Genomic DNA, 25,867 nt, shown 5'->3' on the forward strand with positions numbered 1-25,867 from the left:
AAGAACTTGATGGAAACATCAGATTCAGACTTCGTATGTGTATTTGGAAGCATTGGAAAACTCCGCAGAATAGAGCTAAGAATTTGATGAAGCTGGACGTACCAAGATGGGCAGCGTATAAAATCGCCTATTGTGGAGACAGATATGCAAGACTCGCTCACAATGGATGGGTACAAAAAGCTATAAGTAAAAAGAGACTAACCTCATTTGGATTAGTCTCAATGTTAGATTACTACACCGAAAGGTGTGTTACTTGTTAAGTTGATTGAACCGCCGTGTACGGAACCGTACGCACGGTGGTGTGAGAGGTCGGGGGATTATTCAAATCTCCCTCCTACTCGATTATACTTATCTAGTGCTGACATTCCTCCCCGAGAAATTGACAGAAGCATCATACAGTTATGGTTTGCATCCACCCGCCCTTCTTCACCAAATACAGTCCGAAGCCCGTCTTGAACAGGTTGATGGTGTTGTCTACCAGGATTAGGACGACTAGTGGAGCTGCGGTGAACCTGGCAAGGCAGAAGGCCACGGGGAAGCTGATGACCCACAGGAAACCGCTGTCAAAGATAAATGTGATGACAGTTTTTCCACCGGATCTCAGGGTGAAGTATGTGGAGTGGAGCAATGCCATGAATGGAGCAAAGCATGCTTGGAGCAGGATAACATTGGAAGCGAGTTTCTTTACGGAGTCGCTGGTGTTGTAGAAGCTTGGGAAGAATCCCGACAGAAAAACCAGGACTATTGATACGAATAAGCCGGATGCAAAGCTCATGGCTATTATCTTCGTGTCGGTGTCTCTTGCTTCTTTCATGTTTCCGGCGCCGAGGAGTTGCCCTACTATGATGGCTACCGCGTCTCCCATGGCGAAGAATACCACGTTTAGTACGTTGGAAATAGTATTTCCTATATTGATTGCGGCGACGGCTTCAAGCCCTCTTGTGGAATAGCACTGCATTATCATTGCCATGCCGGCTGACCACAGGGTTTCGTTGAGCATGAGTGGCATGCCGCGGAGAAAATATTCCTTGACATTTTCCTTTGGAACGAGCAATGTCTTGTAGACTCCCTTGATGTAAGGAAGTTTTTCTGTGTTGCGGTGGCAGTAGATCACCACGATGAACATTTCGATGAATCGGGCAATTACTGTTGCCAAAGCGGCTCCTTCGACGCCCATTTTAGGGAGTCCCAAATGTCCGAAAATCAGGAGCCAGTCTAAAATAAGATTTATGAATACTGCGCAGATGCTGGCGATCATGGGAAGAGTTGTCTTTCCGCAATCTCTCAGAGTTCCTGCGTAGACATTTACAATCATGACGGGCAGAAGTCCTATGGCGCTTATTTTCATGTATGCGGAGCCGTGTTCAAGTGCCTTGGTGAGGTCTCCGCCGGCATTTTCTCCGTTGAGATAGAGGGAGATGAGGTTTGGGCCAAATGCATAGAAGACAATCATGGCGATGGAAAATACGATTGCGCCAACCCAAAATTTGTATCTGAAGGTGTGCTTGATTCCGTTGTTGTCGCCCTGGCCGAAGTATTGAGCTGTAAATATTCCCGCACCCGATAAACCACCAAAGATGCACAAATAATATATGAAGAAAAGCTGATTGACGATAGAGACTCCGGACATTTCAGCTGTTCCGACTTGGCCAACCATGATGTTGTCCAAGAGGTTTACGAAGTTAGAGATGGCATTTTGGACCATGATTGGCAGTACAATCATCATGACGTGTTTGTAGAATTTTTTTGTCCCAATAAACTTATTTAACAAGTGTTCTCCTCCTATCAAGATAGTTGTACGACTATTCTACTACCGTCACAGACTATTTTCAAGGACTATTTGAAAAAAACTAACATATTTTTTTTTCTAAAAGTTGCTTATAATAAGAAAATGTGGTACAATTTTGTTGTTTAGGGGGTATTATGCCCTTTTGTACATTTCTCCAAGCGACATGTCATGTAGAAGACAGCCCTGTTTATAGTTTTTTGCATGAAAAGGCTTGAGAGCATATTTGAGAGAAAGATTATAGGAGGAATAGCATGTACAAGATTGTAAAAAAAGAATCTTTGAATCCAACTGTTTCAAAGATGGTGATCGAAGCTCCTTTGATTGCCAAGAAAGCAGAGCCAGGGCAGTTCATAATTTTTAGGGCGAAGGAAGACAGTGAGAGAGTTCCACTTACTATTTCAGACTTTGATCGCGAAGCTGGAACAGTAACAATTATTTATCAGATTGTTGGTGGTGCAACAATGGAGCTTGACACTCTCAAGGAAGGAGAGAGTTTGCACGATTTCGTTGGCCCTCTTGGAGTTCCTACTCACACAGAAGGACTCAAGAAAGTAGCAGTTATCGGTGGTGGAGTTGGATCAGCGATTGCATATCCTGTAACAAAGAAACTCCATAAAATGGGAGCTGAAGTTCACGCAATCGTTGGATTTAGAAATAAAGACTTAGTCATCCTTGAGGATGAATTCAAAAATGCCAGTGACAAGTTCGTTATGATGACAGATGATGGAAGTTATGGAGAAAAGGGACTTGTAACAGATGCACTCGAGAAGCTCATCAATGAGGGAAATGATTACGACGAAGTAATCGCTATCGGACCATTGATCATGATGAAATTCGTATGCCTTACAACTAAGAAGTATGATATCAAGACAGTTGTAAGTATGAACCCTATTATGATTGACGGTACAGGTATGTGCGGCGGATGTCGTCTTACAGTTGGCGGAGAGACAAAGTTTGCTTGCGTAGACGGCCCTGATTTTGATGGACACCTTGTTGACTTTGACGAAGCTATGCACAGAGGAACCATGTACAAAGACTTTGAGACCAAGGCGCGCGAGGCGAGTTGTAATCTTTTGAAAGGAGCTAACGCATAATGGCAGAGAGAAATATGTCTATGGAAAAGTGTCCGATGCCCGTTCAGGACCCGGACGTAAGAAATAAGAATTTTGACGAGGTAGCACTCGGATATACATATGAGATGGCAGTAAATGAGGCGAGAAGATGTCTCAATTGTAAGAATAAACCATGTACGAGCGCATGTCCTGTACAGATTGATATCCCAGCTTTCATCGAGAGAGTTGCCAATGAGGATATCGAGGGCGCTTACGAGGTTTTGTCAAAGCAGACTTCACTTCCAGCTGTTTGTGGACGAGTTTGCCCACAGGAGAACCAGTGTGAGGGCAAATGTGTTCGCGGTATTAAGGGAGAGGCAGTTGGAATCGGACGTCTTGAGAGATTTGTAGCCGATTACCACAGAGAGCACTGCACAGAGGCGCCTGTTAAGCCTGAGTCCAATGGACACAAGGTTGCAGTTATCGGTGCGGGTCCTAGTGGACTTACAGTTGCCGGAGATCTTGCTAAGATGGGCTATGAGGTTACTATTTATGAAGCTCTTCACCTTGCTGGAGGAGTGCTTGTATATGGTATTCCTGAGTTCCGTCTTCCAAAGTCAATTGTTCAGAAGGAAATTGACAACTTGAAGGCAATCGGAGTTGACGTTCAGACCAATATGGTTATCGGTAGAATCCTTACCATTGATGAACTCTTCGAGATGGGCAATGAGGCAGTATTTGTTGGTTCAGGTGCCGGCCTTCCAAGATTTATGAATATTCCGGGCGAGAGCCTTAAGGGAGTTTACTCAGCTAATGAGTTCCTCACACGTATTAACCTCATGAAGGCATACAAAGAGGACAGCAAGACTCCAATTCAGCATGCTAAGAAAGTTGCAGTAGTCGGCGGTGGTAACGTTGCTATGGATGCTGCAAGAAGTGCTAAGAGACTTGGTGCTGAGGAAGTATATATCGTTTACAGACGTGGTATGGAAGAGCTTCCTGCACGTAAAGAAGAAGTTGAGCATGCTGAAGAAGAGGGAATCATCTTCAAGACACTCAACAATCCGCTTGAGATTCTCGGCGATGAGGATGGTATGGTTTGCGGTATGAAGTGCATAGAGATGGAGCTTGGTGAGCCGGATGAAAGCGGACGTCGTCGTCCTGTGGCCAAAGAGGGAAGCGAGTTTGTACTTGATGTTGACTCAGTTATTATGGCAATCGGTACTAGTCCAAACCCACTTATTCGCTCAACTACTCCGGGTCTTGAGACTAACAACCGCGGATGTCTTATTACTAAGGACGAGAACGGACAGACAACTCGTGAAGGCGTATATGCCGGAGGAGATGCCGTTACAGGTGCTGCGACAGTTATCCTTGCAATGGGAGCTGGAAAGGCAGCAGCAAAGTCAATTGACGAATATATTAAGAGCAAAAACTAATTAGATTGTATTTCGGAAAGCCATTCATAAGGGTGGCTTTCCGTGACAATTGATACATAGGCTATGTACGCAGGCATGAAAAGGTGATGTTATGGGGAAATCTTTGACAAAGTCGCTTGTCTTGACGACTATTATTCCACTTATGCTGCTAGGCGTGATTATAGTAGCTTACAGCTCTAGGCAGATTAGAACATCTATTGAGGGCGAGGTTCAGGATGGTCTGAAAAATGTTGCGCTACTCACTTACGATGCATATGAATCCACATTTCCGGGTGAATATAAGTATGACAAGGAAAATTCGGAATTATATAAGGGAGACAAGAAGATCTCCGAGACAGAGAGTCTGCTTAAGAAGCACAAAGATATTAGTAAGTGCGAGATTACTATATTTTATGCCGACATGAGAGTGGCAACAACCCTTGTAGATGAGAAGGGGAGTCCTATTGTTGGGTCTCTGGCCAACAAGTCAATTGTAAAAGAAATGGAGACCACCAAAGAGGGAAAATTATATAACAAAACAGTTATCAATGGCAAGAAGTTCTTTACATATTATTATCCGCTTACAGATGATGCGGATAACGTGATTGGAATGATAGCAACTGCCAAAGATGCAGGATATGTAAAAAAGATTATTTATGAGAAGCTGGTTCCGTTGGGGTTGATAATCGGACTTGGCCTCTTGAGTATAGTGGTACTCATATGGATTTATGCACAGAAAATAATTAAGTGTACCCATCAAATCCAGGAATATTTTAACAGTGTACAAAAAGGAAATTTTGAAGATAAGCTCAGCTCAAATGTTACAGGTCGCGGGGATGAAATCGGTGTTTTGGGGAATTCCGCGGTTCAGATGAGTAATTCTCTCAAAAAGTTTATTGAGAGAGATGCGCTGACAGAAATTTACAATAGAAGACACGGAGAAAAGCTCTTGCGAGAAACTGCCAGTAACCTTAGGATTACCGGAGAGGGCTTCTATGTGGCGATTGGGGACATAGACTTTTTCAAGAAATTTAATGACACTTACGGTCACGATTGTGGAGATCTAGTGTTGCAGCACGTTGCCAAGGGGCTAGTTGAGCTGCTTGGAGGACGAGGCGAGGTAATCAGATGGGGTGGTGAAGAATTCCTCATTGTGTACAAGGTAAGTGGCGATCTTATTGCCAAGGAAGTTTTGGCCAATATACAAAGTAGTATCGGAAGAAGAAAAGTCGTATATAATGGCCAAGAGCTAAATGTTACGATGACTTTCGGAGCAACAAAGGGAAGCGAGAAGTATTCTACAGATGAGCTTACCAAGCAGGCTGATGAAGCCTTATATGAGGGTAAGGAAGGTGGAAGAAATCGCGTAGTATGGTATGACTTGGAGGAGGAATAAGTATGAAAAGAATAGGATTTTTGACAAGTGGTGGAGATTGTCAGGCGCTCAATGCCACAATGCGAGGTGTTGCAAAGTCTCTATATGCATCATCAGATGATTATGAGATTATAGGTATTCTTGACGGATATAAGGGGCTTATGTATGAGAATTACAAAGTCATGAAGAGGGAGGATTTTGCTGGGATATTGACTCAGGGAGGAACAATCCTTGGATCTTCCAGACAACCTTTTAAACACATGAGAAAGCCCGATGAAAATGGTCTTGACAAAGTGCTTGCCATGAAGGAAACATACAAAAAGTTGAATCTAGAATGTCTGGTTATTTTAGGGGGAAATGGCACGCAAAAGACAGCCAACCTTCTCAGAGAAGAGGGACTCAATGTAGTTGGACTTCCAAAGACAATTGACAATGACATTTGGGGAACTGATATGACATTTGGGTTCCAAAGTGCAGTAGATGTGGCAACAGATTGCATTGACCGAATTCACACAACAGCGTTTTCACATGGACGCGTATTTATCGTAGAAGTCATGGGACACAAAGTTGGATGGCTTACACTCCATGCCGGTATTGCCGGTGGAGCTGACATCATCCTTCTTCCGGAAATCCCATATGACATAGATTCAGTCGTAGCTGCGGTTGAAAAGAGAAAGGAACAGGGAAAGCGTTTCTCTATCCTGGCAGTTGCGGAGGGGGCTATTTCCAAGGAAGATGCCCAATTAACTAAAAAAGAATACAAACAGAAACTGAAAAATAATCCGTATCCGAGCATTTCCTATCGAATTGGAGCTGAAATCGAGGAGAGAACAGGTCAGGAGATTCGTATAACTGTGCCCGGACATGCTCAGCGCGGCGGAAGCCCATGTCCGTATGATCGCGTAATCTCCACGAGACTTGGGGCGGCAGCAGCCAAGTTAATAATGGAGAAGAATTACGGAAACATGGTGGGAATCAAGGGGGACGATATTGTTCCTGTTCCACTGGAAGAAGTTGCCGGAAAGCTTAAGATGGTTGATCCTGATTCATCCATTATCAAGCAGGCAAAGGACTTGGGAATCAGTTTCGGAGATTGACAAATCTCCGGTTTAGAAAGGAAGTAATATGGCGTATCAAGCGCTTTATAGAAAATTTCGCCCGGACACTTTTGACGATGTCAAGGGGCAAGATGCCATTGTGCGAACTCTCAACAATCAGATAAAAAATGATCACATCGGCCACGCGTACCTGTTCTGTGGGACCAGAGGAACCGGTAAAACTACAATTGCCAAGATATTTGCCAGGGCCGTGAACTGCGAGAACCCTTCAGACAAGGGCCCTTGTGGAGAGTGTGAGATGTGCAAGAGGATCGCAAGCGGCAATTCCATGAATGTCATCGAGATGGATGCGGCGAGTAATAACGGTGTCGATGACATTCGACAGGTAATAGAAGAAGTTCAGTACTCACCACCGGAGGGTAAGTATAAGGTTTATATAATAGACGAGGTTCATATGCTATCAAAGTCTGCGTTTAACGCTCTTTTGAAGACTTTGGAGGAACCGCCGGCCTACCTGATATTCATATTGGCGACGACAGAGGTGCACAAGGTGCCAATCACGATTTTGTCCCGCTGCCAAAGATATGATTTTAAGCGAATCCCCGTGGAGACTATTGCTGACAGGCTCAGAGAGCTTCTCGAACGTGAAAACGTGGAGGCAGATGATGAGGCTGTGGCATATATAGCGAAGCTGGCTGATGGTGCATTGCGAGATGGCCTCAGTTTGTTGGAACAGTGTATATCATTTTACTACGGGCAGAAACTCACTTATGACAATGTGCTTAAGATACTCGGTTCAGTGGAAGAGGAGGCCTACAGTAAGCTGGCTAGGGCGTTGGCCCAGGGAAATGTTCCCACAGTGTTAGAAGTTGTCAATGATGCGATTACAGAGGGCAAGGATTTGGAGAGATTTTGCTCTGAACTTCTGTGGTATTTTAGAAATGTTCTGGTGGCCATAAGCACAGACCAACCGGAAGTACTAATTGACATGACATCCGATTCAATGGCGGAACTTAAGGAAATTGCAGGATTACTTGAGCCGCAGGTTGTATATCGATATATCCGCGTATTGGCGGACCTGGAAAATAAGATAAAGTATGCTTCATCTAAACGAGTTTGCATGGAAATCGCCATGATTAGAATGTGCAAGCCTGAGATGGAGACTGATATGGATTCTATCGTAAACAGAGTTCACAACATCGAGCGTGATATTAAAAACGGTGTGGCCATATCTGAAGAAATGTTAAGTAATATGGGCAAAAATGGTGCGACAGCGAAGCAAAATGCTGTGAACAGAGAAGAACTGGTAAAAAAGCTTGAGAAAGCTCTTCCGGATGATGTTAAGCAATGTGTCATGGCATGGGATCAGATCAAAAGTCGCCTAAATCCATTTCTCAGAACATTTGCGAATAAGGCGGTAGTCACAACTGATGACAATTACAATCTCGTTCTCGCATTTCAAGACAAGACGGCGATGGAAGCTTTTGAGCAGGCTGATTCTCGAGAGGATTTGGATGCAGTTATTGCTGATATTATCAATAAAAAAGTCAACATAAAGCTTACCCTTCACAGCGGTACTGAGTTCAGTGCACTGCCTGATTTGCGGGATATATTTAAGGGCGATGTTGATATAGAATTTACAGATTAATAAGAATAAGAAAGGTGATTAAGATGGCAAGACGTGGAGGTGGATTCCAGGGTGGAGTTCCTGGAAACATGAATAATTTGATGAAACAAGCGCAGAGAATGCAGCGCCAGATGGAGGAGCAGCAGCGCGAGATGGAAGAAAAGGAGTTCGAGGCAACTGCAGGCGGAAGCGCCGTTACAGTAAGAGTTACCGGCAAGAAAGAGATTTTGTCAGTCAAGCTGGAAGAAGAAGTTGTGGACCCTGATGATATCGAGATGCTCGAAGATCTCATCGTGGCAGCTACTAATGAGGCGCTTAGAAAAGTTGACGAGGAAAATGGTAAGTCCATGGAGGCCCTTACAGGCGGACTTAACCTTGGCGGAGGATTTCCATTCTAATTATGAATACATATTCTGAATCCATAGATAGTTTAATTGAGGAGTTGGCTTCTCTTCCGAGCATTGGAAGTAAGTCGGCTCAGCGCCTGGCATTTCACATCTTGAATATGCCGGAAGAGAGGGTGCTAAAGCTGTCGGAGGCAATTATAAATGCCAAGCGAAAGGTGCGATATTGCAAGACTTGCTTCACTCTCACGGACAAGGATGAGTGTCCAATATGTAGCAATCCAAAGCGTGATCACAAGACTATTATGGTTGTGGAGGACACGAGAGACCTGGTGGCATATGAGAAAACCCAGCAGTACAACGGTGTTTATCACGTGCTTCAGGGGACGATTAATCCAAGTCTTGGAGTCACTCCGAATGATATAAGACTCAAGGAGTTGATGGTTCGCCTTCAGGGAGAGGTTGATGAGTTGATTCTCGCCACCAATTCGACGCTAGAAGGCGAAGCAACTGCGATGTACATAAGCAAACTGGTCAAACCCGCTGGAATCAAGACTTCGCGAATTGCAAGCGGAGTTCCGGTAGGAGGCGACTTGGAGTATATTGATGAAGTTACATTGTATAGAGCTCTAAAGGGAAGAACAGAGTGCTAGATGGATTGGCAGCAGTCCGGAGAGTATCGGGGTGCGGAATATTTTTCCATCGGGAGGTAAGCTGTGTTATATGGAATAGATGAAGGTCAAAAAAAGAAGGTAAATGTCAAGTTAATTGTGTTTGCATGCCTTACAGTGGCTCTGGTTGTGGGGGTAATCCTCGTGATTAGATACTTTAGTACGAGAACACTTAAGAACTATGTCGTGGTATCTCAAGCGGAAAGGGCAGACAGCAATAATGTTACATATTTGCCTTTTAAAAATAGCATATTAAAATACAGTAAGGATGGCGTTTCACTTATCAATGAAAGTGGAAAGAGCACCTGGAATGGTGGCTACGAGATGGATAAACCTGTAGTCGACACCTGTGAAGATTACGTGGTGGTGACCGATGCGGGGGCCAAGAAATTCTTCGTGGGAAGTGTGACAGGTAAGGAGTCCGGCGTGACATTCCAGACAGATTATCCGGTTTCTAGGTGTAAAGTTGCCGGGACAGGAGAGGTTCTTGCTCTGCTCCACGATGAGGATTCGGATAATCTCTGTATTTACAATGTATTTGAAGATAATCCGCTTGAAATCGAGATACCGAGTAATATCGACGAGAGCGGTTATACTTTGGACTTTGACATATCGCCGGATGGTAAGTGCGTAGTTGTTGCGTATCTTGCTGTGAAAAATGGTCATATGGAAAATAAAGTTTGCTTTTATAATTTTGGGGACGATATCAAGGACAGCAGCCACATGGTTGGCGGAGCGTCTTTTTCTGACACCGGAATAGGACAGATAAAGTTCCTTGACAACGAGAAAGTGGCTGTATTCACGGAAAATGGTTTTTCTGTTTTTTCCGATATGAATAAACCAACGGAGAAGAACAAAGTAACTCTCCAGGACGCGCCTAAGAGCGTGGCGGTTTCAGATGAAAATATTCTGCTAGTCACAGGCTCCATAGAGGATGGCAATCAAAAGCTTCACCTCTATGACACCAGCGGAAATCAGTCTTTTGAAATGCCGATTTCAGTTGTCTACTCCAATGTCATGATATCGGGTGAAGACATTATCTTTACAGATGAGCAAACTTGTGATATATTTAGAACCAATGGCAGTAAGAAGTTTCATTATCGCTTTGATCAGGTATTTGAGTACTTCTTCCCAGCGGTGGAGGGAAATCACTATTATTTTGTCGACTCATCGACAATAAAAAAAATCAAGGTCAAGAATTAATAAAGAGAGGTTTGAGAAACAATCATGGAAAAACTGTTTTTAGAGATTTTTATCGTTGCCGTAGTACTGGTATCCATACTATTAGGGGCGAATCGTGGAATTATCATGTCGATTTTTAACCTTATCAAATGGATTCTTATAGTGGCTGCATCAATCGGAGTTTGTCGTGTTATAGAGAGACTTCTCCCAACGAGCATTACAACGGCAAGAATGGGATTTGCATTTGCAATTTCTTTTGTAATTTGTATAGTTGTATTCCAAGTATTTTCGCATATCGTGAAAGTTGTGGACGATGCACCGGGCATAACCGTGCTCAGTCGTTTTGGAGGCGCGGTTATGGGAGCTATCATAGGTGTAATCCTAGTATGGACGCTCTTGGCGCTTATCGGAGCTTTCCAGGAATACATGTATGTGGGTAAGATTGCAAATTCTGCTCGCGAAAGTGAGTTCATCATGTACATTGAGAAATTCAATCCATTCCCGGCATATCTAAAGACTTTGGGATTCAAGGTCCTATAATATAATAGAAAATATTCCCCGACGTTGTCTAACTTATCTAGACCATGTCGGGGATTTTTGTGTTTTGGGGATATATTTGCTGATGATTAGAAATATTTGCATACAATTAAGAAAAAACTCTTGACAAACCCATTTAAGGGTGGTAAATTAGTGTTAGAAAATAATTAGCACTCGGGATAATCGAGTGCTAACAAAAAGCACAAGTAACTAAGCAACCAATTAAGAGATGAAGCCAGCGTGCGGAGAGGAAGTGATAGAGTGGAGCTGGACGAGAGAAAGAAGAAGATCCTCGAGATTATTATTAGGACGTATGTTGAGACAGGAGAGCCTGTCGGTTCCAGAACAGTTTCAAAGTATAAGGACCTAGGTATCAGTTCTGCAACTATTCGCAACGAGATGGCGGATCTGGAGGAAATGGGCTATATCATTCAGCCTCACACCTCTGCAGGTCGAATTCCATCGGATATGGCTTATAGGTATTATGTAGACAAGTTGTTGAATACTGAGGAAGCAGATGAGACTGAAACCAGTGTTATGATTGAGAGAGAAGATAAGATTGATCTTCTTCTCAAGCAGGTAGCAAAGCTTCTCGCAGACAATACGAACTATACCACCATGGTTTCCAAGCCAAGATATGCAAGTAAGAAAATCAAGTTTATTCAGTTAAATAAGATGGCAGATTTGCAGCTTCTGGTGATTGTAGTTCTAGACAACAATCATGTTACCAACAAATTCATCGAGCTGATGGAAGATTTGGATGAAAATGTTGTTGCACAACTTAACTTCCTTATTAATGCAGCTCTCGGTGGATTGGAGATAAATGATATCAACCTGGGAATTATGCAGGATATTAAGAATAAGGCCGGAGAGTACAGTGATATCGCAGCAAGCGTGCTTGATTGCATTGGAGAGGCCTTGAGAGAGGATGACACTTCTGAGATATATACCTCGGGAGCCACCAATATTCTTAAGTATCCGGAGCTCACTGACAAGGAGAAGATGGCTGAGTTGCTTACTACTTTCGAGGAGAAGCAAAAGCTGGAAGCTTGGGTCAATGACGACTCAGATCCGGAGGAGCATGGAATTCAAGTATACATTGGAGATGAGTCCCCGGTTGAAGCGATGAAAAACTGTTCAGTGGTCACAGCGACGTACAAGATTCGCGAAGGCGTATACGGCAAGATCGGTATTGTGGGTCCAAAGCGAATGAATTATAAGAAGGTTGTGGGCACATTGGAAAATTGCATGCAGCAGTTGGACGAGATATTCAAGTCCAAGTAGTTAGGGCATAGATAATAATAGAGAAAGGTGGTCCATTTATAGTGGCAAAGAAAAATGCAGAGCAGAATGTTTTCGATGAAGAAAAAGCTTCTGACCCAGTAGCAGAAGAAAGTAAGGAAGTCGAAGAAGCTGCTGAAGGAGCTGCTGACGAAGCTTCAGAAAATGTTCAGGAGAGCGATGAAGAAGTCAAGGACGGTGCCAAGAGTAAGACGGAAGAGAAGATTGAAGAGTTAAATGACAGGCTTCTCAGAAACATGGCAGAGTTTGAGAACTTCAGAAATCGATCTGAGAAAGAAAAAACTGCAATGTTTGAGATTGGAGCCAAAAGCGTGATAGAGAAGGTCCTTCCGGTCGTTGACAACTTCGAGCGAGGAATCGGAGCAATGTCAGAAGATGACAGAGAAAGCGCATTTGGTCAAGGGATGGAGGCAATCTACAAGCAGCTTATGACTAGCTTAGAAGAGATTGGCGTAACTCCAATCGAGGCAGTGGGCAAGGAATTTGATCCTGAGTATCACAATGCTGTGATGCACGATGAGGACGATTCGCTTGGTCAGAATATCGTATCTGAGGAATTGCAAAAAGGATACATGTACAAAGAATCAGTGGTAAGACATTCGATGGTAAAGGTCGTCAACTAGGGAAAGTTGCGACGAGGAATATTTTACTGTAACAAATAATTAGAGGAAAATAAAGGAGAGATTATCATGGGTAAGATTATCGGTATTGACTTAGGAACTACAAATAGTTGTGTTGCTGTTATGGAAGGTGGAAAGCCAGTTGTAATAGCGAACGCAGAGGGAGCAAGAACAACTCCATCAATCGTTGCATTTACAAAGAACGGCGAGAGACTTGTTGGTGAGCCGGCAAAGCGTCAGGCCGTAACAAATGCGGATAATACAATCTCATCTATCAAGAGACATATGGGAACAGATTACCGCGCAACTATTGATGATAAAAAATATTCACCACAGGAAATCAGTGCTATGATTCTTCAGAAGTTGAAGAGTGACGCTGAGAATTACCTCGGTGGAGAGAAAGTTACAGAGGCTGTTATCACAGTACCTGCTTACTTTAACGATGCACAGCGTCAGGCTACAAAGGATGCAGGAAAAATAGCCGGACTCGATGTTAAGAGAATTATCAATGAGCCTACTGCAGCAGCTTTGGCTTATGGTCTTGATAACGAAGGCGAGCAGAAGATCATGGTTTATGACCTTGGAGGCGGAACATTTGACGTATCTATCATTGAGATCGGTGATGGAGTAATCGAGGTATTGTCAACATCAGGAGACAACAAGCTTGGTGGAGATGACTTCGATAACAAGATCTGTGACTATATGGTTAATGAATTTAAGAATGCTGAGGGCGTTGACTTGTCAACAGATAAGATGGCTATGCAGCGTTTGAAGGAAGCAGCTGAGAAGGCTAAGAAAGAGCTTTCAGCAGCTACTACAACAAATATCAACCTTCCATTTATCACTGCTACATCAGAGGGACCAAAGCATTTTGATATGACACTTACAAGAGCTAAGTTCGATGAGTTGACAGCAGACCTTGTTGAGAGAACAGCAACACCTGTAAACAACGCTTTGAGCGATGCAGGTATCACAGCTTCAGAGCTTGGAAAAGTTCTCCTTGTTGGTGGATCAACAAGAATTCCAGCAGTTCAGGATAAGGTTAAGCAGTTGACAGGACATGAGCCAAACAAATCTCTTAACCCAGATGAGTGTGTTGCACTTGGAGCTTCAGTTCAGGGTGGAAAACTTGCAGGTGACACCGGAGCAGGAGATATCCTTCTTCTCGACGTAACACCACTTTCACTGGCTATCGAGACAATGGGTGGCGTTGCTACAAAGCTTATTGAGAGAAATACAACAATTCCTACAAAGAAGAGTCAGATTTTCTCAACTGCTGCAGACAACCAGACAGCTGTTGATATTAACGTTGTACAGGGTGAGCGTCAGTTCGCTAAGGACAACAAGTCACTTGGACAGTTTAGACTTGATGGAATTCCACCAGCAATGCGTGGAGTACCACAGATTGAGGTTACATTTGATATTGATGCCAATGGTATCGTAAATGTTTCCGCAAAGGACTTGGGAACAGGCAAAGAGCAGCATATCACTATCACAGCTGGATCTAACATGTCAGATGAAGAAATCGATAAGGCTGTAAAGGAAGCTGCTGAGTTTGAGGCACAGGATAAGAAGCGTAAAGAGGGAATTGATGCAAGAAATGAAGCTGACAGCATGGTATTTCAGACAGAGAAAGCCCTTACAGATGTTGGCGATGCTGTAGATCAGGCAGAGAAAGACAAGGTTCAGGCAGAGATTGATAAGGTTAAGGCACTCCTTGAGAAGACTCAGCCGGAATCAATGACAGATGCTGATATCGACGAGTTGAAGGCTGCTAAGGAAGCGCTTATGACAAGTGCACAGCAGGTATTTGCAAAGGTTTATGAGCAGGCTCAGGGAGCTGCAGGAGCAGCTGGAGCAGCAGGCCCAGATATGAGTAACATGGGTGCTGGCCCGGACATGGGAGCTCAGAATAACGCTAACGATGATGTAATCGATGGTGAGTTCAAAGAATTATAATTAGTATAAGACTTTTGGAGGAATAGATATGGCTGATAAGCGTGATTATTATGAGGTTTTAGGAGTTGATAAGAACGCCAGCGAAAGCGAATTAAAGAGCGCATATCGTAAATTAGCAAAGAAGTATCACCCGGATGCAAATCCGGGTGATGCTGAAGCTGAGAAGAAGTTCAAAGAGGCTTCAGAGGCATATGCCGTCCTCAGTGATGCTGATAAGCGCCGACAGTATGATCAATTCGGACACGCGGCGTTTGAAAATGGAGGCGGAGCCGGCGGCTTTGACTTCAACAATATGGACTTTAGTGATATATTTGACGTCTTTGGCGATATATTCGGCGGAGGCGGCTTTGGCGGTTTTGGCGGAAGAAGACGCGATCCCAACGCACCTTCAAAGGGCGCAGATGTTCGTATCAGAATAAGGATTACCCTTGAGGAAGCTTGCTCCGGACTTGAAAAGAAGATTGAAATCAAGCTCAAAGAGACTTGCTCAACTTGTAATGGCTCAGGTGCCAAGCCTGGAACGACAAAGGATAAATGTAGTAATTGTGGAGGCTCAGGTCGAATTACCACAAGACAACAGTCTCTCTTTGGCGTAGTGCAAAATGTTACTTCTTGTCCACACTGCCATGGTACAGGTGAGATTATCAAGGAACCTTGTACTACATGTCATGGAACAGGATATGAATCAGTGAAGAAGGCAATCGAGATTTCGATCCCGGCCGGTATCGATAGCGGTCAAGTTATCCGCCTTGGTGGAAAGGGAGAACCAGGAAGAAATGGTGGCCCAAGAGGAGACCTTCTGGTTGAAATCATGGTGGAAGCCCACCAGGAATTTGAGCGCCACGGCTACGACCTGTACAAGACTGTTAAGATTCCATACCACAAGGCTGTTCTCGGCGGTGAAGTTGTCATCAAGACTATAGACGGCCAGGTTGCCTATAATGTAAAAGCGGGAACCGAATCGGGTACTAGAGTACGCCTCAGCGGAAAGGGCGTTCCTTCGCTCAGAAATCAGAAGATGAAGGGTAATCTCTATGTTGATCTTGTAGTAGATGTTCCAAAGAAGCTCTCTAAAGAGCAAAAACGCCTCATAGAGGAGCTCGGAGCGACATTTGATACAAATGATAGGGATGATGAAAAAAAGGGCTCTAAAAAGAAGAAAGGCTTCTTCTCGTAAGACCTAGATAATTAATGAAGATTGTCTTACGAACGACGTGAGTAAGACCAGCAATATGCGTTTATTGTCTTACGACCGTAGGGAGTAAGATCAGCAATATGCGTTTCAAAAAAAATAAAAAAAAGGCTTACCGATTTCTCGGTAAGCCTTTAAATTTGCTATATAATATCCTAAGCTTGATATTACAGTTTTAAGAAAATGATTAAGCGATTGTGAACTTAGCCTTAAGTACTGTAATCTGATCTCCAGCCTGGTATGGGCAGTTATCTTTCAAGTTAGGGATGAAGAACATGATAGGATAGTTGATATTTGTATCAGGATCCTTGTCACCGTTCATAGCGTCCTTAGGAATTGTGAATGAGAAGTTGTAAGTATATGTCTTACCCTTCTTAATCTTTCCTTCTTTAACAGTTGCATGAAGGTGATGCTTGTCCTTCTTAACTGACTTTAAGCTCCACTTCTTATTAGCTTTCTTAGCGATCTTCTTACGAAGTTTAGAGTTGATTACATGATAAGCGAATGGATATGATCCGTCTTTCTTACCTTTGTAAGTACCCTTTGTGTAGTTAAAGCAGAATCCGAGCTCTGCAAGGTCATTCTTACCAGAGTTCTTAAGAGTTACAGAGATGTTGATCTTCTTACCTCTGTAGTCTTTTCCGCCGTTACCTGGATCATAGAATGTAGCACGGCAAAGCCAAATACGGAATGAGTTATACTTGAACTCGCTGTATGGGCATTTTACTGGAGCTGCGAAACTTTCACCAGTTGTTGAATCTGAACCAGTCTCTTTTGCAAGGTTGTAGATTACAGTACCAGACTTAGCTGCTTTAACTGTAACTTTGCAAGTAGCTTTCTTTCCTGAAGCTGAAGCAGTGATAGTACATTTACCAGCACCGATAGCTGTAACAGTAGCCTTCTTGCCTTTACCCTTTACACTTGCAACCTGCTTGTTGCTTGATGACCACTTTGCTTTTGCTGAAGCCTTAAGCTTAGCAGCTTTTCCGCCTACTGAAAGGCTGAGCTTCTTCTTGTTTAACTTCACTTTTGCAGCAGCTGATGTGTCAGCTGGTGCAGCGATTGTAGCAGCTGAAGCAACCATAGCACATGCCAATGTTGCTGCAACAATCTTCTTTGATACTTTTGAGAACATATTTATTCTTCCTCCTTTAAGTTATTGTCAATTGTTATTGTGAAATATCAACAATTCCATTGACGCTTAATCACTTGATATTATAGCAAATTACTAAGGATTATGCAAGTCCTTTGTAAAAAAATACGAAAACTTTTGCCATATTTCACAATAACTGTGACAGTATTATTTTTATTATCTGTAGTATAAACTCATATTGTGTCATTTTATAGACGTAATTATGTCAAAAATAAGCATTTTTCCAGAAAAATGTTCCGAAGCGTTACTCTCTATATCCCACGTCAAGGTTAGCAAATTTGGTATATTCGGCAAGCCACTTGAGCTCTACAGTTCCCGTAGGACCGCTTCGCTGCTTACCAATAATTACTTCTGTTATGCCTTTTCTGTCGGAATCTTTGTTATAATACTCATCTCTATACAGGAACATTACTACATCGGCATCCTGCTCGATGGCTCCGGATTCACGCAAATCCGAGAGCATAGGCCTCTTGTCATCACGTCCCTCAACTGCACGACTGAGCTGGGAGAGTGCTATGACAGGGCAATCGATTTCCCTGGCAATCGCCTTGAGATTTCTTGAAATCTCAGAGATTTCATTTTGACGAGATTCGTTTTTTCTGCCAGAAGAGCCGTTCATAAGCTGCAGGTAGTCTATGATTACAAGGCCTAGGTCCTGCTCTAGCTTTAGTTTTCTGCATTTTGAGCGCAACTCCTGTATGGAGATAGCAGGGGTGTCATCGATAACGATCTTTGACTCTCCGAGAACAAGGGTACTTTCGGACAAGTCATTCCACTCCTCGTCGGTAAGATTACCGCTTCTTATGTGCTGTGAATCGACCTTCGAATTCATGGACATAAGTCGCTTGGCAAGCTCCACCTTGGACATTTCCAAGCTGAATATGGCTGTGGTAATCTTGTTTTTCATGCCCACGTATTCCGCAATATTCAGAGCAAATGCCGTTTTACCCATGGCTGGTCTCGCCGCAATGAGCACTAGATTGGAAGGCTGTAGTCCGGCTGTTTTTCTGTCGAGATCATAAAATCCCGTGGAAACACCCGTTACACTTCCGGAAGTCTGGGATGCATCATATATATTTTTAAGAGCATCAAGTGCGACTTTTCGTATCGGCATAAATTCCGTGTTGTTATTATTCTGGGAGACCTGGAAGATTTCTCGCTCAGCGCTTTCCAGGATCTCATTGAGTTCCTTTTGATCCTCATAACATGTGTTGGTAATCTTTTCCGAAACCTCTATAAGGCGGCGAAGAACAGCCTTATTTCGCACGATATCGCAGTAATACTTGATATTGGCTGATGTGGGAACAGACTGCACTATGTTGGAGAGAAATTCCACGCTGGTCAATTCCTCCGGCGCGCCCTTTGATTCCAGATTTGACTTCAGAGTAACTACGTCAATCGGACTATTTGCCGTATATAGCGCGAGCATAGCTTCATATATTATCTTGAATTGTGGATTGTAGAAATCCCCGGGAGTAAGTCTCTCAGAGGCGGTATAGATGGCATCGTGATTCAGCAGTATTGAACCAATCACCGATTGCTCCGCCTCCCCGTCGTGGGGTAGAATTCTCTTGATTACTTGTTCATTCATACAAACTACCTATCCTAAACTATTTTTCTTTGACGATGACTTTTAGCTCTGCTGTAACTTTCGCATGAAGCTTGATATTAACGTTAAATGTTCCGATGCTTTTAATTGGATTGTTCAAAGTCATCTTCTTCTTGTCCAGCTCTAATCCCAATTGCTCCTTTGCAGCCTGCGCTAACTCCTTAGTGGACACAGATCCAAATGCACGGCCGTCGTTTCCGGACTTAATATATACAGTGATAGATTTTTCTGCGAGATCAGCGGCTAATTCCTTCGCCTGCTGTAAGTTCTCTGCAGCTACTTTGTCATCATTTTTTTTCTTGAGCTTAAGGTCGTTAAGGGCCTTTGGTGTTGCCTCAACTCCAAGCTTTTTCTTCAGAATGCAATTTCTCGCATATCCGTCACTTACTTCTACTACTTCACCCTTTTTTCCAACTGATTTTACGTCTTCAAATAGTATAACTTTCATATCACAGGTCTCCTTCGTCGTTCATTTTTGTTAAAGTCTCCTTGAGGACTGCGCGACCCTCTTCAAGAGAAATATTCTCAAGCTGGGCGCCGGCACTGGTCATATGACCGCCTCCGCCGAGTCTCTCCATGACGAGCTGAACATTTAACTCGTCTATAGATCTGGCGCTTATATATATCTTGCCCTCGTATTCCGTGAGTACAAAGGACGCTTTGAGGCCTTTGATATCAAGGAGTTCGTTGGCAATCTTAGCTCCTACGATGGTAGGAGATTCACATTCGTTGGCATTGCAAAGTGCGATAGCATAATGGTCTAGGAATATTTCCATTGTTCTAAATGCCTCTGATCGAACTTTGTAATCGCTGACATCAGAGCGGAAGAGCTTCCTGATTCGCGTGATATCCGCGCCTATTCGGCGAAGAAATGCTACCGCTTCAAATGTTCTGACACCGGCTTCGTTCATGAAGTAGTTGGTGTCAAGCAGGATTCCCGCGTAAAGCGCGTCTGCATCCAAGGATTTGCACTTAATATCATCGCCTACGTACTGAATAATCTCAGCAACCATCTCGCTGGCTGATGATGCCGTGGTCTCGATATAGGAGAGAGTAGGATTGGTAAATCCATCTCCGGTTAATCTGTGGTGGTCAAGGACTACAATTGTTGAAGCGAGGTCGCACAACTCCGGCTCATCAGTGTAGGAAGGCCTGTTAACATCAACGACTATAAGTAAGGTCTTTCGAGATATGAATTCCTTGGCAGTTTCGCCGTTGACAAACATATCTTCCCTATAATCCGGATTTCCCTGGAAGAGGTTTATAAGCGGATTGAGGGAGTCGGTGACGCGATTAACTACGATATGAGCTTCTTTGCCTAGGTCTGTGGCGATTCGGTAGATACCGATGGCACTTCCAAGAGCATCCGCATCCGGAAGTGAATGTCCCATGATGATAACATCCTCTGCCTGAAGAATGGACTCCCTGAGAGCATGCGCCTTGACTCTGGCTTTGACTCTTGTAGTTTTCTCCTTCTGCTGGCTCTTTCCACCGAAGAAGAGAGTGTTGTCCTTGGATTTGATAACAGCTTGATCACCGCCGCGGGCCAAAGCAAGATCGATGGCGCTGCGGGCGAATTCCTGTTTCTTTTGATAATTTTCCTCGTGAAGTCCGATACCGATACTGATAGTTGGAGCCGGACCGCCCTCAACTTCAATGCCGTGAATCTCGTCAATAAGAGAAAATTTGTTGTCTTTTAATGATTGTAAATATTGGTGTTGGAAGAAGAATACGAACTTGTCATTTTCTATCTTCTTGCTGATGGCGTCAATTCCCTGCATATATTTGTTGATTTTCTGCTCAACTATAGCCACGACAAGAGAACGTCGAACTTCGTCAAGCTGATCGATGGATTCGTCGTAGTTGTCAATATAGAGAAATCCCACGTCAAGTCGTTGGTTGGCATTGTCTCTGATGATGCTCACAATATCAGTCTCGTCAGAGATGGCAATACAAAAGTGCCCACCATTAATCATGGAAATAGTCGCCTTGTAGTATCTTTCTTCGCAGTTGAAGTGGAAATCATTGTCTTCATTAATATTTTCCGGATAATACTTTGTGGTCAGCTTGTCAATGCAGTCGCTAATCAGAAACTCCTTCTTCGTATCAATATTGATAAATAGGGAGTAAAATGTTTCGTTGTACCACAAACACACTCCCTCTGCATCTGTAATGGCAAATGGAATGGAAGATTCACTGATATACTTATGCACGTCGTCATTGTATCTCATGGCAAATTCCACAACATCTCTGACAAGTGTTTTCTTCTTGAAATGTTGTAGAAGAGTGGCCAAAACAATGTACAAGACAACGTAACATGACATGAGCATTCCGACCTTTTTGTCAATGCTATATATGTGAATGTTCATGACAATCAAAAGTGGTATGAATAGTAATGGCCATCTAACATAACTTATTAGGGTGCCATTTAACTTTGTTTTATCCATATTAGTTCTCCTAAAATAATGTAATTTTTGCAAAACTACAGAACGATTATACCACATTTTTGACAAAAAAACAAGGCAAACGCATCTGATACCTCAAACGCGGTTACCTTGCATAATATTCTAATGAATTATAATTAATCTACAGTATATGGCATAAGTGCAACGTGGCGAGCACGCTTGATTGCTACTGTAAGAGCACGCTGATGCTTAGCACATGTACCTGTGATACGACGAGGAAGAATCTTTCCTCTCTCAGACATGAAGCGCTTAAGCTTATTAGTATCTTTGTAATCGATAAAATCATGCTCTTTGTCAGAACAGAATGCACATACTTTCTTTCTTCTACGAGGACCTCTTCTTCTTGGAGAATCAGAGTTATTTCCCTTGTTATAAGCCATTATATTGCCTCCTTAATAAATGAATCGCCATTTAGTTAAATGGTAAACCATCCTCAAGTCCAGGGATATTCATAAAGTCATCAGCACCTGCCTGTGCAGGATCTGGAGCAGACTCAGTGAATGCATTGTTGTTATTGCGATTAGCATCCGCAGTGCTCTTTCTCTCAGCAAACTCAACCTCGTCAACAATAATCTGTACACTATATACTTTCTCACCATTCTTGTTGGTGTAATTATCATTCTGAAGTGTTCCTGTGAGCAACATACGTGAACCCTGCTTAAAATACTTCTCAACAAACTCAGCAGTTCCCCTGAATGCAGTACAATTGAAGAAATCTACGTCGGTCTCGCCCTGACGAGAAAATCTTCTATTGACAGCTATACTAAATCTAGCGATTGCTATCGAATTCTCACCCTGAGAATAGCGAATCTCAGGATCTCTTGTTAAGTTACCCATTAATATTACTTTATTCATATAAGGACTCCTCCTTGTCTTATGCTTCTTGTTTTACGCATAAGTAGCGAAGCACGTTGTCCATAATGCGAAGTCTCTGCTCAATCTCGCCTGGTGTATTAGGCTCTGAATCGAACTGAATGAAGTAATAGAAACCTTCGTTCATCTTCTGGATTTCATAAGCAAGCTTCTTCTTGCCCCAGTCATCAACGTTAGTTACAGTTCCACCGTGCAAAGCGATATACTCTTTTGCTTTTTCAACAGTAGCTGTTCTTACTTCATCGTCAACTTTTGCACTAACAACTAAAGCTAATTCGTACTTATTCATAGTTGTGCGCACCTCCTTTTGGTCTCTGGCTCTCTATAAAAAATATTCCGTATAGAGAACAAGGAATTTATGATTTTACATCACAGAACCTAATTATAGCATGGATTAATCTAAAAAGCAAGAAAAATTTTTCTCGAATTTTTTTCGAGGAATGAGAATCATGTGTCCGCAGTTTGTGCATTTTAGGCGAAAGTCCATTCCCGTGCGGAGTATTTCCCATCTGTTTTCCCCGCATGGATGAGCCTTCTTCATCTTTACTATTTGTCCCACTGTGAATTCCATCGTTTCCACCTCACATAGTACATAAAACTCCCCGCCAAAATGGCGAGGAGTTAATATCTTAAAGAAATAGTCGTATAATCATAACAATCCAAAAGCCTAAGCCGAATACAAGCAGCAATAACTGAAAAATACCATCAGCTCTGTCAATCTTGTATTGCATGCTCTGCTTCCTGCTTCGATCTGCTTCTTCTTGGCTGGATGCAAGCTTTGAAATTCGATCTCGATCGTTTAAGTGATCGACCTCATTCCAATCACTCTTATCCTTAGCCCCATTCTTGATGTATGAGTCGTCAACGTCTAACTGCTCTTCGCTAATAACTTTATCTGCCATACAACAATCCTTTCATAATTGACTAGCCTACGATTCTACGTACGCAATGAGGCTTTCTGTATCCAATATTGCTTGTCTTGATTCCTGTACTTGGGTTACTTGCGTGTACTACGCGTCCACCGCCGATACAGATAGCAACGTGGTTTACAGAACCTCCATTGGAATAGAATACCAAGTCACCGGCTCTCGCCTCTGATACGCTTACTCGCTTACCTACAGTAGACTGGTCGCGAGAAGTTCTTGGAAGGCTAATTCCAAACTTTCTATATACTGACATTGCAAATCCTGAACAGTCTGTACCATGAGTAAGACTTGTTCCACCATATACATATGGATTTCCAACAAACTGAAGAGCATATGATGCGATAGAAGATCCGTCGCCGCTTCCAATCACACCGCCGCCACCATTGCCACTGCTCTTGTTGGAGCTACGGCTAGAACTTCTGTGTGAACTAGAACTGCTCTTACTGCTAGAGCTCTTATGTGAACTAGAACTGCTCTTGCTACTAGAACTCTTGTGCGAACTAGAACTGCTAGAGCTGCTAGAACTCTTGTGTGAACTTGAGCTGCTAGAACTCTTGTGTGAACTAGAGTTGCTAGAGCTACTAGAACTTCTGGAGCTGCTAGAACTGCTAGAACTGCTAGAACTGCTAGAGTTGCTGGAACTGTTTGAGCTACTTGAGCTACTTGAGCTTGAGCTCTCTCTTTCCTGAGCAGCTTCGCGTCTTTCCTGTTGCTCAGCCTCAGCTGCTGCGGCTTCTGCGGCAGCTTTCTTGCGAGCCTCTTCGCGCTCTTCCTCGATTGATACCGCTTTCTTAAATGAAACAGTTATATCAACATACTCTTTTGCCACATAACCTTTGGTATCATCATCAACCATAATCTTAACCCAATCGCCTTCGTCGCGGAGAACTTCGAAGTTCTCTTCGCCGGAAACGAGTGTTACAACAGCACAGTCTGTGCTCTTTTCTTCTCTAACCTTGAGTGTTTCTGTATTAACTGTAGCAATCTTGGTTCCGAACTTGTCGACCAGCTGCTCCGCACTGTATCCGATAGCAAGATAATCTGACATAATATATCCTTCAACCTGTCCGGATCTAATCTGAACCCAATCTCCAACAGTCTTTACGATAGTAGCAGCACTTCCTCGATAGAGCTTACCAACAATCTCGCCGTCAGTGTTAGGCTGCTTTCTGATATTGACATAGTCAGCGGCAATGGAAATTCCCACATTGTCATACTCTGAAGCTGACTTTGTCTCTCCTGTGTTCTGTGTCTGATCTGTAGGAGCAGCTTCTCCAACTGCTGCGCCACTTGCAGCTTCTCCACTAACAGCGCTGCCGGATGCAGCAGAGTGTGCTCTTGAAGCTGAATCAGCAAAGTCAACAATAGCTTCAGGGTTTGAAGCAGAACCTGCTGAACTAGCACCCACAAAATCTTCAAGTGTGCATGAAATACCAGCCAACTCAGTTTCTACACACATCGTTGTAGACTTTGATGTCTGAGTCTGCTGACCGATAGCGCCCATCATAAGGGCTCCGGCAAGCAATGATGCACAACAAATTTTCTTAATCATTTAAAAATGCCTCTTTTCTCTTTAATAAATTGTTCCAACTCGCAATCCCTTCATCCTTGCGAGTTTTCCGGAAATAACCATACACTTTCCGGTGGAAAAAATTACAAAATTATTACGAAATTATTACATTACAATTTTTAGTATAACAATTTCAACTACATTTGTCAACCCTTTTATTACTGCTGTAGAATAAATGGATATTGTCTTGTGCTTGGGGGGCGTGGACTGGCGTGGGGCGTGGAGTGGACTGGTGGGCGAATGATCCAGACCCTACGCAAGGCGTGGACTGGGATATTTACGAAGAATACGGCAAAAATCAAGGGAATTGGAAATTTTGCCGTACCGAGCGTTAGAATTGGAAACCTCGTCACAGCAAATTGGAGAGAAATACGGAAAAAATCAAGAGAAATGAAGAATTTGCCGTACCAAGAGAGGAAATTGATAAAAGCACCAAGGCAAGATTGAAGAGAAGTACGGCAAAAATCAAGGAAAATAGAAATCTTGCCGTATTATACAGGAAATACGATGAACGAAAGAACTTGAAGATTCATCAAGTACGGCAAAAATCAGGAAAACTACAAATCTTGCCGTACAAGCCCTCAAAAACCCAAAACCAACTCTCAACCCCCAACCTCCCCCAAAAAAACGGATCCCCGCAGGAATCCGTTAAAAGACTTTCTTCTTAATAATATATTACATTTCTACGATTGCTTCCACTTCAATGAGCACATCTTTTGGAAGTCTAGCTACTTCAACGCATGAGCGCGCTGGATAGTTTTCAGTAAATACTGTTGCGTAGATCTCATTGACTTTAGCAAAGTCATCCATGTTCTTAATAAATACTGTAGTTTTGATTGTGTTCTTGACATCGGCGCCTGCTTCAGTGATGAGAGCGGCGAGGTTGTCAAGTGCCTGTCTTGCTTGAGCTTCGATTCCACCTTCAACAAGTTCGCCTGTTGCTGGAATAATTGGAATAACTCCGGAAGTGAATAAAAGTCCATTTACTTCGATGGCCTGTGAATAAGGGCCGATAGCTGCTGGGGCCTTATCTGTTGCAATAATTTTCTTCATAATTAATATCTAGAATGCGTTCACTTGGTTTCTTTGTCCGAATTGTGGTTGCATTCTTTCTCCTTTCTACGATTTCTCTTCTTATATTATAT

At 43.1% G+C, this 25,867-nt stretch carries 26 protein-coding genes and 1 pseudogene; 15 read left to right on the forward strand and 12 right to left on the reverse strand.

The annotated features are described in order from the left end of the window. Positions 1-260, forward strand: a pseudogene (locus L877_RS14325) (group II intron reverse transcriptase/maturase); the annotation flags it as partial. Positions 261-391: 131 nt separating this feature from the next. On the opposite strand, the gene L877_RS0110160 reads toward L877_RS14325, so the two are convergent. After that, the gene (locus L877_RS0110160) at positions 392-1,771 is read right to left on the reverse strand and encodes an MATE family efflux transporter (RefSeq protein ID WP_242837147.1); all 1,380 of its coding nucleotides are present in this window, start codon (positions 1,769-1,771) and stop codon (positions 392-394) included. 269 nt (positions 1,772-2,040) lie between these two features. On the opposite strand from L877_RS0110160, the gene L877_RS0110165 reads away from it, so the two are divergent. The 13 genes from L877_RS0110165 (at position 2,041) to dnaJ (ending at position 16,111) form a co-directional block, all read left to right on the forward strand. Beyond that, the gene (locus L877_RS0110165; RefSeq protein ID WP_026835976.1) at positions 2,041-2,883 is read left to right on the forward strand and encodes a sulfide/dihydroorotate dehydrogenase-like FAD/NAD-binding protein; all 843 of its coding nucleotides are present in this window, start codon (positions 2,041-2,043) and stop codon (positions 2,881-2,883) included. After that, positions 2,883-4,280: an NADPH-dependent glutamate synthase gene (gene gltA / locus L877_RS0110170; protein WP_242837148.1), complete on the forward strand. Its 1,398-nt coding sequence runs from the start codon at positions 2,883-2,885 to the stop codon at positions 4,278-4,280. Before L877_RS0110165 ends, gltA begins: the two co-directional genes overlap by 1 nt. 91 nt (positions 4,281-4,371) lie before the next feature. After that, complete coding sequence (locus L877_RS13670) at positions 4,372-5,655, forward strand: diguanylate cyclase domain-containing protein (protein WP_051437821.1); 1,284 nt, start codon at positions 4,372-4,374, stop codon at positions 5,653-5,655. A gap of 2 nt (positions 5,656-5,657) precedes the next feature. Then, positions 5,658-6,731 carry a 6-phosphofructokinase gene (locus L877_RS0110180; protein WP_026835978.1) on the forward strand — a complete coding sequence of 358 codons (1,074 nt, stop codon included), beginning with the start codon at positions 5,658-5,660 and terminating at the stop codon, positions 6,729-6,731. 28 nt (positions 6,732-6,759) lie between these two features. Continuing rightward, positions 6,760-8,340 carry a DNA polymerase III subunit gamma/tau gene (gene dnaX / locus L877_RS0110185; RefSeq protein WP_026835979.1) on the forward strand — a complete coding sequence of 527 codons (1,581 nt, stop codon included), beginning with the start codon at positions 6,760-6,762 and terminating at the stop codon, positions 8,338-8,340. Between the two features lie 23 nt (positions 8,341-8,363). Continuing rightward, positions 8,364-8,717, forward strand: coding sequence for a YbaB/EbfC family nucleoid-associated protein (locus L877_RS0110190; RefSeq protein ID WP_026835980.1), 354 nt, complete (start codon positions 8,364-8,366; stop codon positions 8,715-8,717). 2 nt (positions 8,718-8,719) lie between these two features. Continuing rightward, complete coding sequence (gene recR, locus L877_RS0110195; RefSeq protein ID WP_026835981.1) at positions 8,720-9,316, forward strand: recombination mediator RecR; 597 nt, start codon at positions 8,720-8,722, stop codon at positions 9,314-9,316. A 63-nt stretch (positions 9,317-9,379) separates the two neighbouring features. After that, a complete protein-coding gene (locus tag L877_RS0110200) occupies positions 9,380-10,537 on the forward strand; it encodes a DUF5711 family protein (protein WP_026835982.1) in 1,158 nt (385 codons plus the stop codon). Between the two features lie 24 nt (positions 10,538-10,561). Next, positions 10,562-11,056, forward strand: a complete 495-nt coding sequence (locus L877_RS0110205) for a CvpA family protein (protein ID WP_026835983.1) — start codon at positions 10,562-10,564, stop codon at positions 11,054-11,056. A 237-nt stretch (positions 11,057-11,293) separates the two neighbouring features. Continuing rightward, positions 11,294-12,337, forward strand: a complete 1,044-nt coding sequence (gene hrcA / locus L877_RS0110210) for a heat-inducible transcriptional repressor HrcA (protein ID WP_034785669.1) — start codon at positions 11,294-11,296, stop codon at positions 12,335-12,337. A gap of 41 nt (positions 12,338-12,378) precedes the next feature. Beyond that, positions 12,379-12,978, forward strand: coding sequence for a nucleotide exchange factor GrpE (gene grpE, locus L877_RS0110215; protein WP_242837149.1), 600 nt, complete (start codon positions 12,379-12,381; stop codon positions 12,976-12,978). Positions 12,979-13,044: 66 nt separating this feature from the next. Then, a complete protein-coding gene (gene dnaK, locus L877_RS0110220; protein WP_026835986.1) occupies positions 13,045-14,934 on the forward strand; it encodes a molecular chaperone DnaK in 1,890 nt (629 codons plus the stop codon). A 28-nt stretch (positions 14,935-14,962) separates the two neighbouring features. Further along, entirely contained in the window at positions 14,963-16,111 is a 1,149-nt protein-coding gene (dnaJ, locus tag L877_RS0110225; protein WP_026835987.1) for a molecular chaperone DnaJ, read from the forward strand. A 202-nt stretch (positions 16,112-16,313) separates the two neighbouring features. On the opposite strand, the gene L877_RS13675 is transcribed toward dnaJ, so the two are convergent. From L877_RS13675 to L877_RS13680, 10 genes are all read right to left on the reverse strand, one after another. Continuing rightward, positions 16,314-17,261 (reverse strand): Ig-like domain-containing protein, encoded by a 948-nt coding sequence (locus L877_RS13675; RefSeq protein WP_026835988.1) that lies wholly within the window; start codon positions 17,259-17,261, stop codon positions 16,314-16,316. 262 nt (positions 17,262-17,523) lie between these two features. Next, complete coding sequence (gene dnaB, locus L877_RS0110235; RefSeq protein ID WP_026835989.1) at positions 17,524-18,870, reverse strand: replicative DNA helicase; 1,347 nt, start codon at positions 18,868-18,870, stop codon at positions 17,524-17,526. A gap of 19 nt (positions 18,871-18,889) precedes the next feature. After that, positions 18,890-19,336, reverse strand: coding sequence for a 50S ribosomal protein L9 (gene rplI, locus L877_RS0110240; protein WP_026835990.1), 447 nt, complete (start codon positions 19,334-19,336; stop codon positions 18,890-18,892). 1 nt (position 19,337) lies between these two features. Continuing rightward, positions 19,338-21,335: a DHH family phosphoesterase gene (locus L877_RS0110245; RefSeq protein ID WP_026835991.1), complete on the reverse strand. Its 1,998-nt coding sequence runs from the start codon at positions 21,333-21,335 to the stop codon at positions 19,338-19,340. A gap of 134 nt (positions 21,336-21,469) precedes the next feature. After that, a complete protein-coding gene (rpsR, locus tag L877_RS0110250) occupies positions 21,470-21,733 on the reverse strand; it encodes a 30S ribosomal protein S18 (RefSeq protein WP_026835992.1) in 264 nt (87 codons plus the stop codon). Positions 21,734-21,764: 31 nt separating this feature from the next. After that, the gene (locus L877_RS0110255; protein ID WP_026835993.1) at positions 21,765-22,208 is read right to left on the reverse strand and encodes a single-stranded DNA-binding protein; all 444 of its coding nucleotides are present in this window, start codon (positions 22,206-22,208) and stop codon (positions 21,765-21,767) included. A gap of 19 nt (positions 22,209-22,227) precedes the next feature. Further along, positions 22,228-22,515 (reverse strand): 30S ribosomal protein S6, encoded by a 288-nt coding sequence (gene rpsF / locus L877_RS0110260; protein ID WP_026835994.1) that lies wholly within the window; start codon positions 22,513-22,515, stop codon positions 22,228-22,230. 105 nt (positions 22,516-22,620) lie between these two features. Continuing rightward, positions 22,621-22,797, reverse strand: coding sequence for a DUF951 domain-containing protein (locus tag L877_RS13965; protein ID WP_084554866.1), 177 nt, complete (start codon positions 22,795-22,797; stop codon positions 22,621-22,623). 58 nt (positions 22,798-22,855) lie between these two features. Next, positions 22,856-23,128, reverse strand: coding sequence for a hypothetical protein (locus L877_RS0110270; protein WP_026835995.1), 273 nt, complete (start codon positions 23,126-23,128; stop codon positions 22,856-22,858). A gap of 22 nt (positions 23,129-23,150) precedes the next feature. After that, a complete protein-coding gene (locus tag L877_RS13680) occupies positions 23,151-24,704 on the reverse strand; it encodes a C40 family peptidase (RefSeq protein ID WP_051437822.1) in 1,554 nt (517 codons plus the stop codon). A 377-nt stretch (positions 24,705-25,081) separates the two neighbouring features. Here L877_RS13680 and L877_RS14330 point away from each other — a divergent pair, with 377 nt between their 5' ends. Beyond that, entirely contained in the window at positions 25,082-25,390 is a 309-nt protein-coding gene (locus L877_RS14330) for a hypothetical protein (protein ID WP_207637260.1), read from the forward strand. A 7-nt stretch (positions 25,391-25,397) separates the two neighbouring features. Here L877_RS14330 and L877_RS0110285 read toward each other — a convergent pair whose 3' ends face one another. After that, positions 25,398-25,775, reverse strand: coding sequence for a RidA family protein (locus tag L877_RS0110285; protein WP_026835997.1), 378 nt, complete (start codon positions 25,773-25,775; stop codon positions 25,398-25,400). Positions 25,776-25,867: the final 92 nt, after the last annotated feature.

Origin of the sequence: Eubacterium xylanophilum ATCC 35991 (assembly GCF_000518685.1) — a bacterium.
GTDB lineage: Bacteria > Bacillota > Clostridia > Lachnospirales > Lachnospiraceae > Eubacterium_F > Eubacterium_F xylanophilum.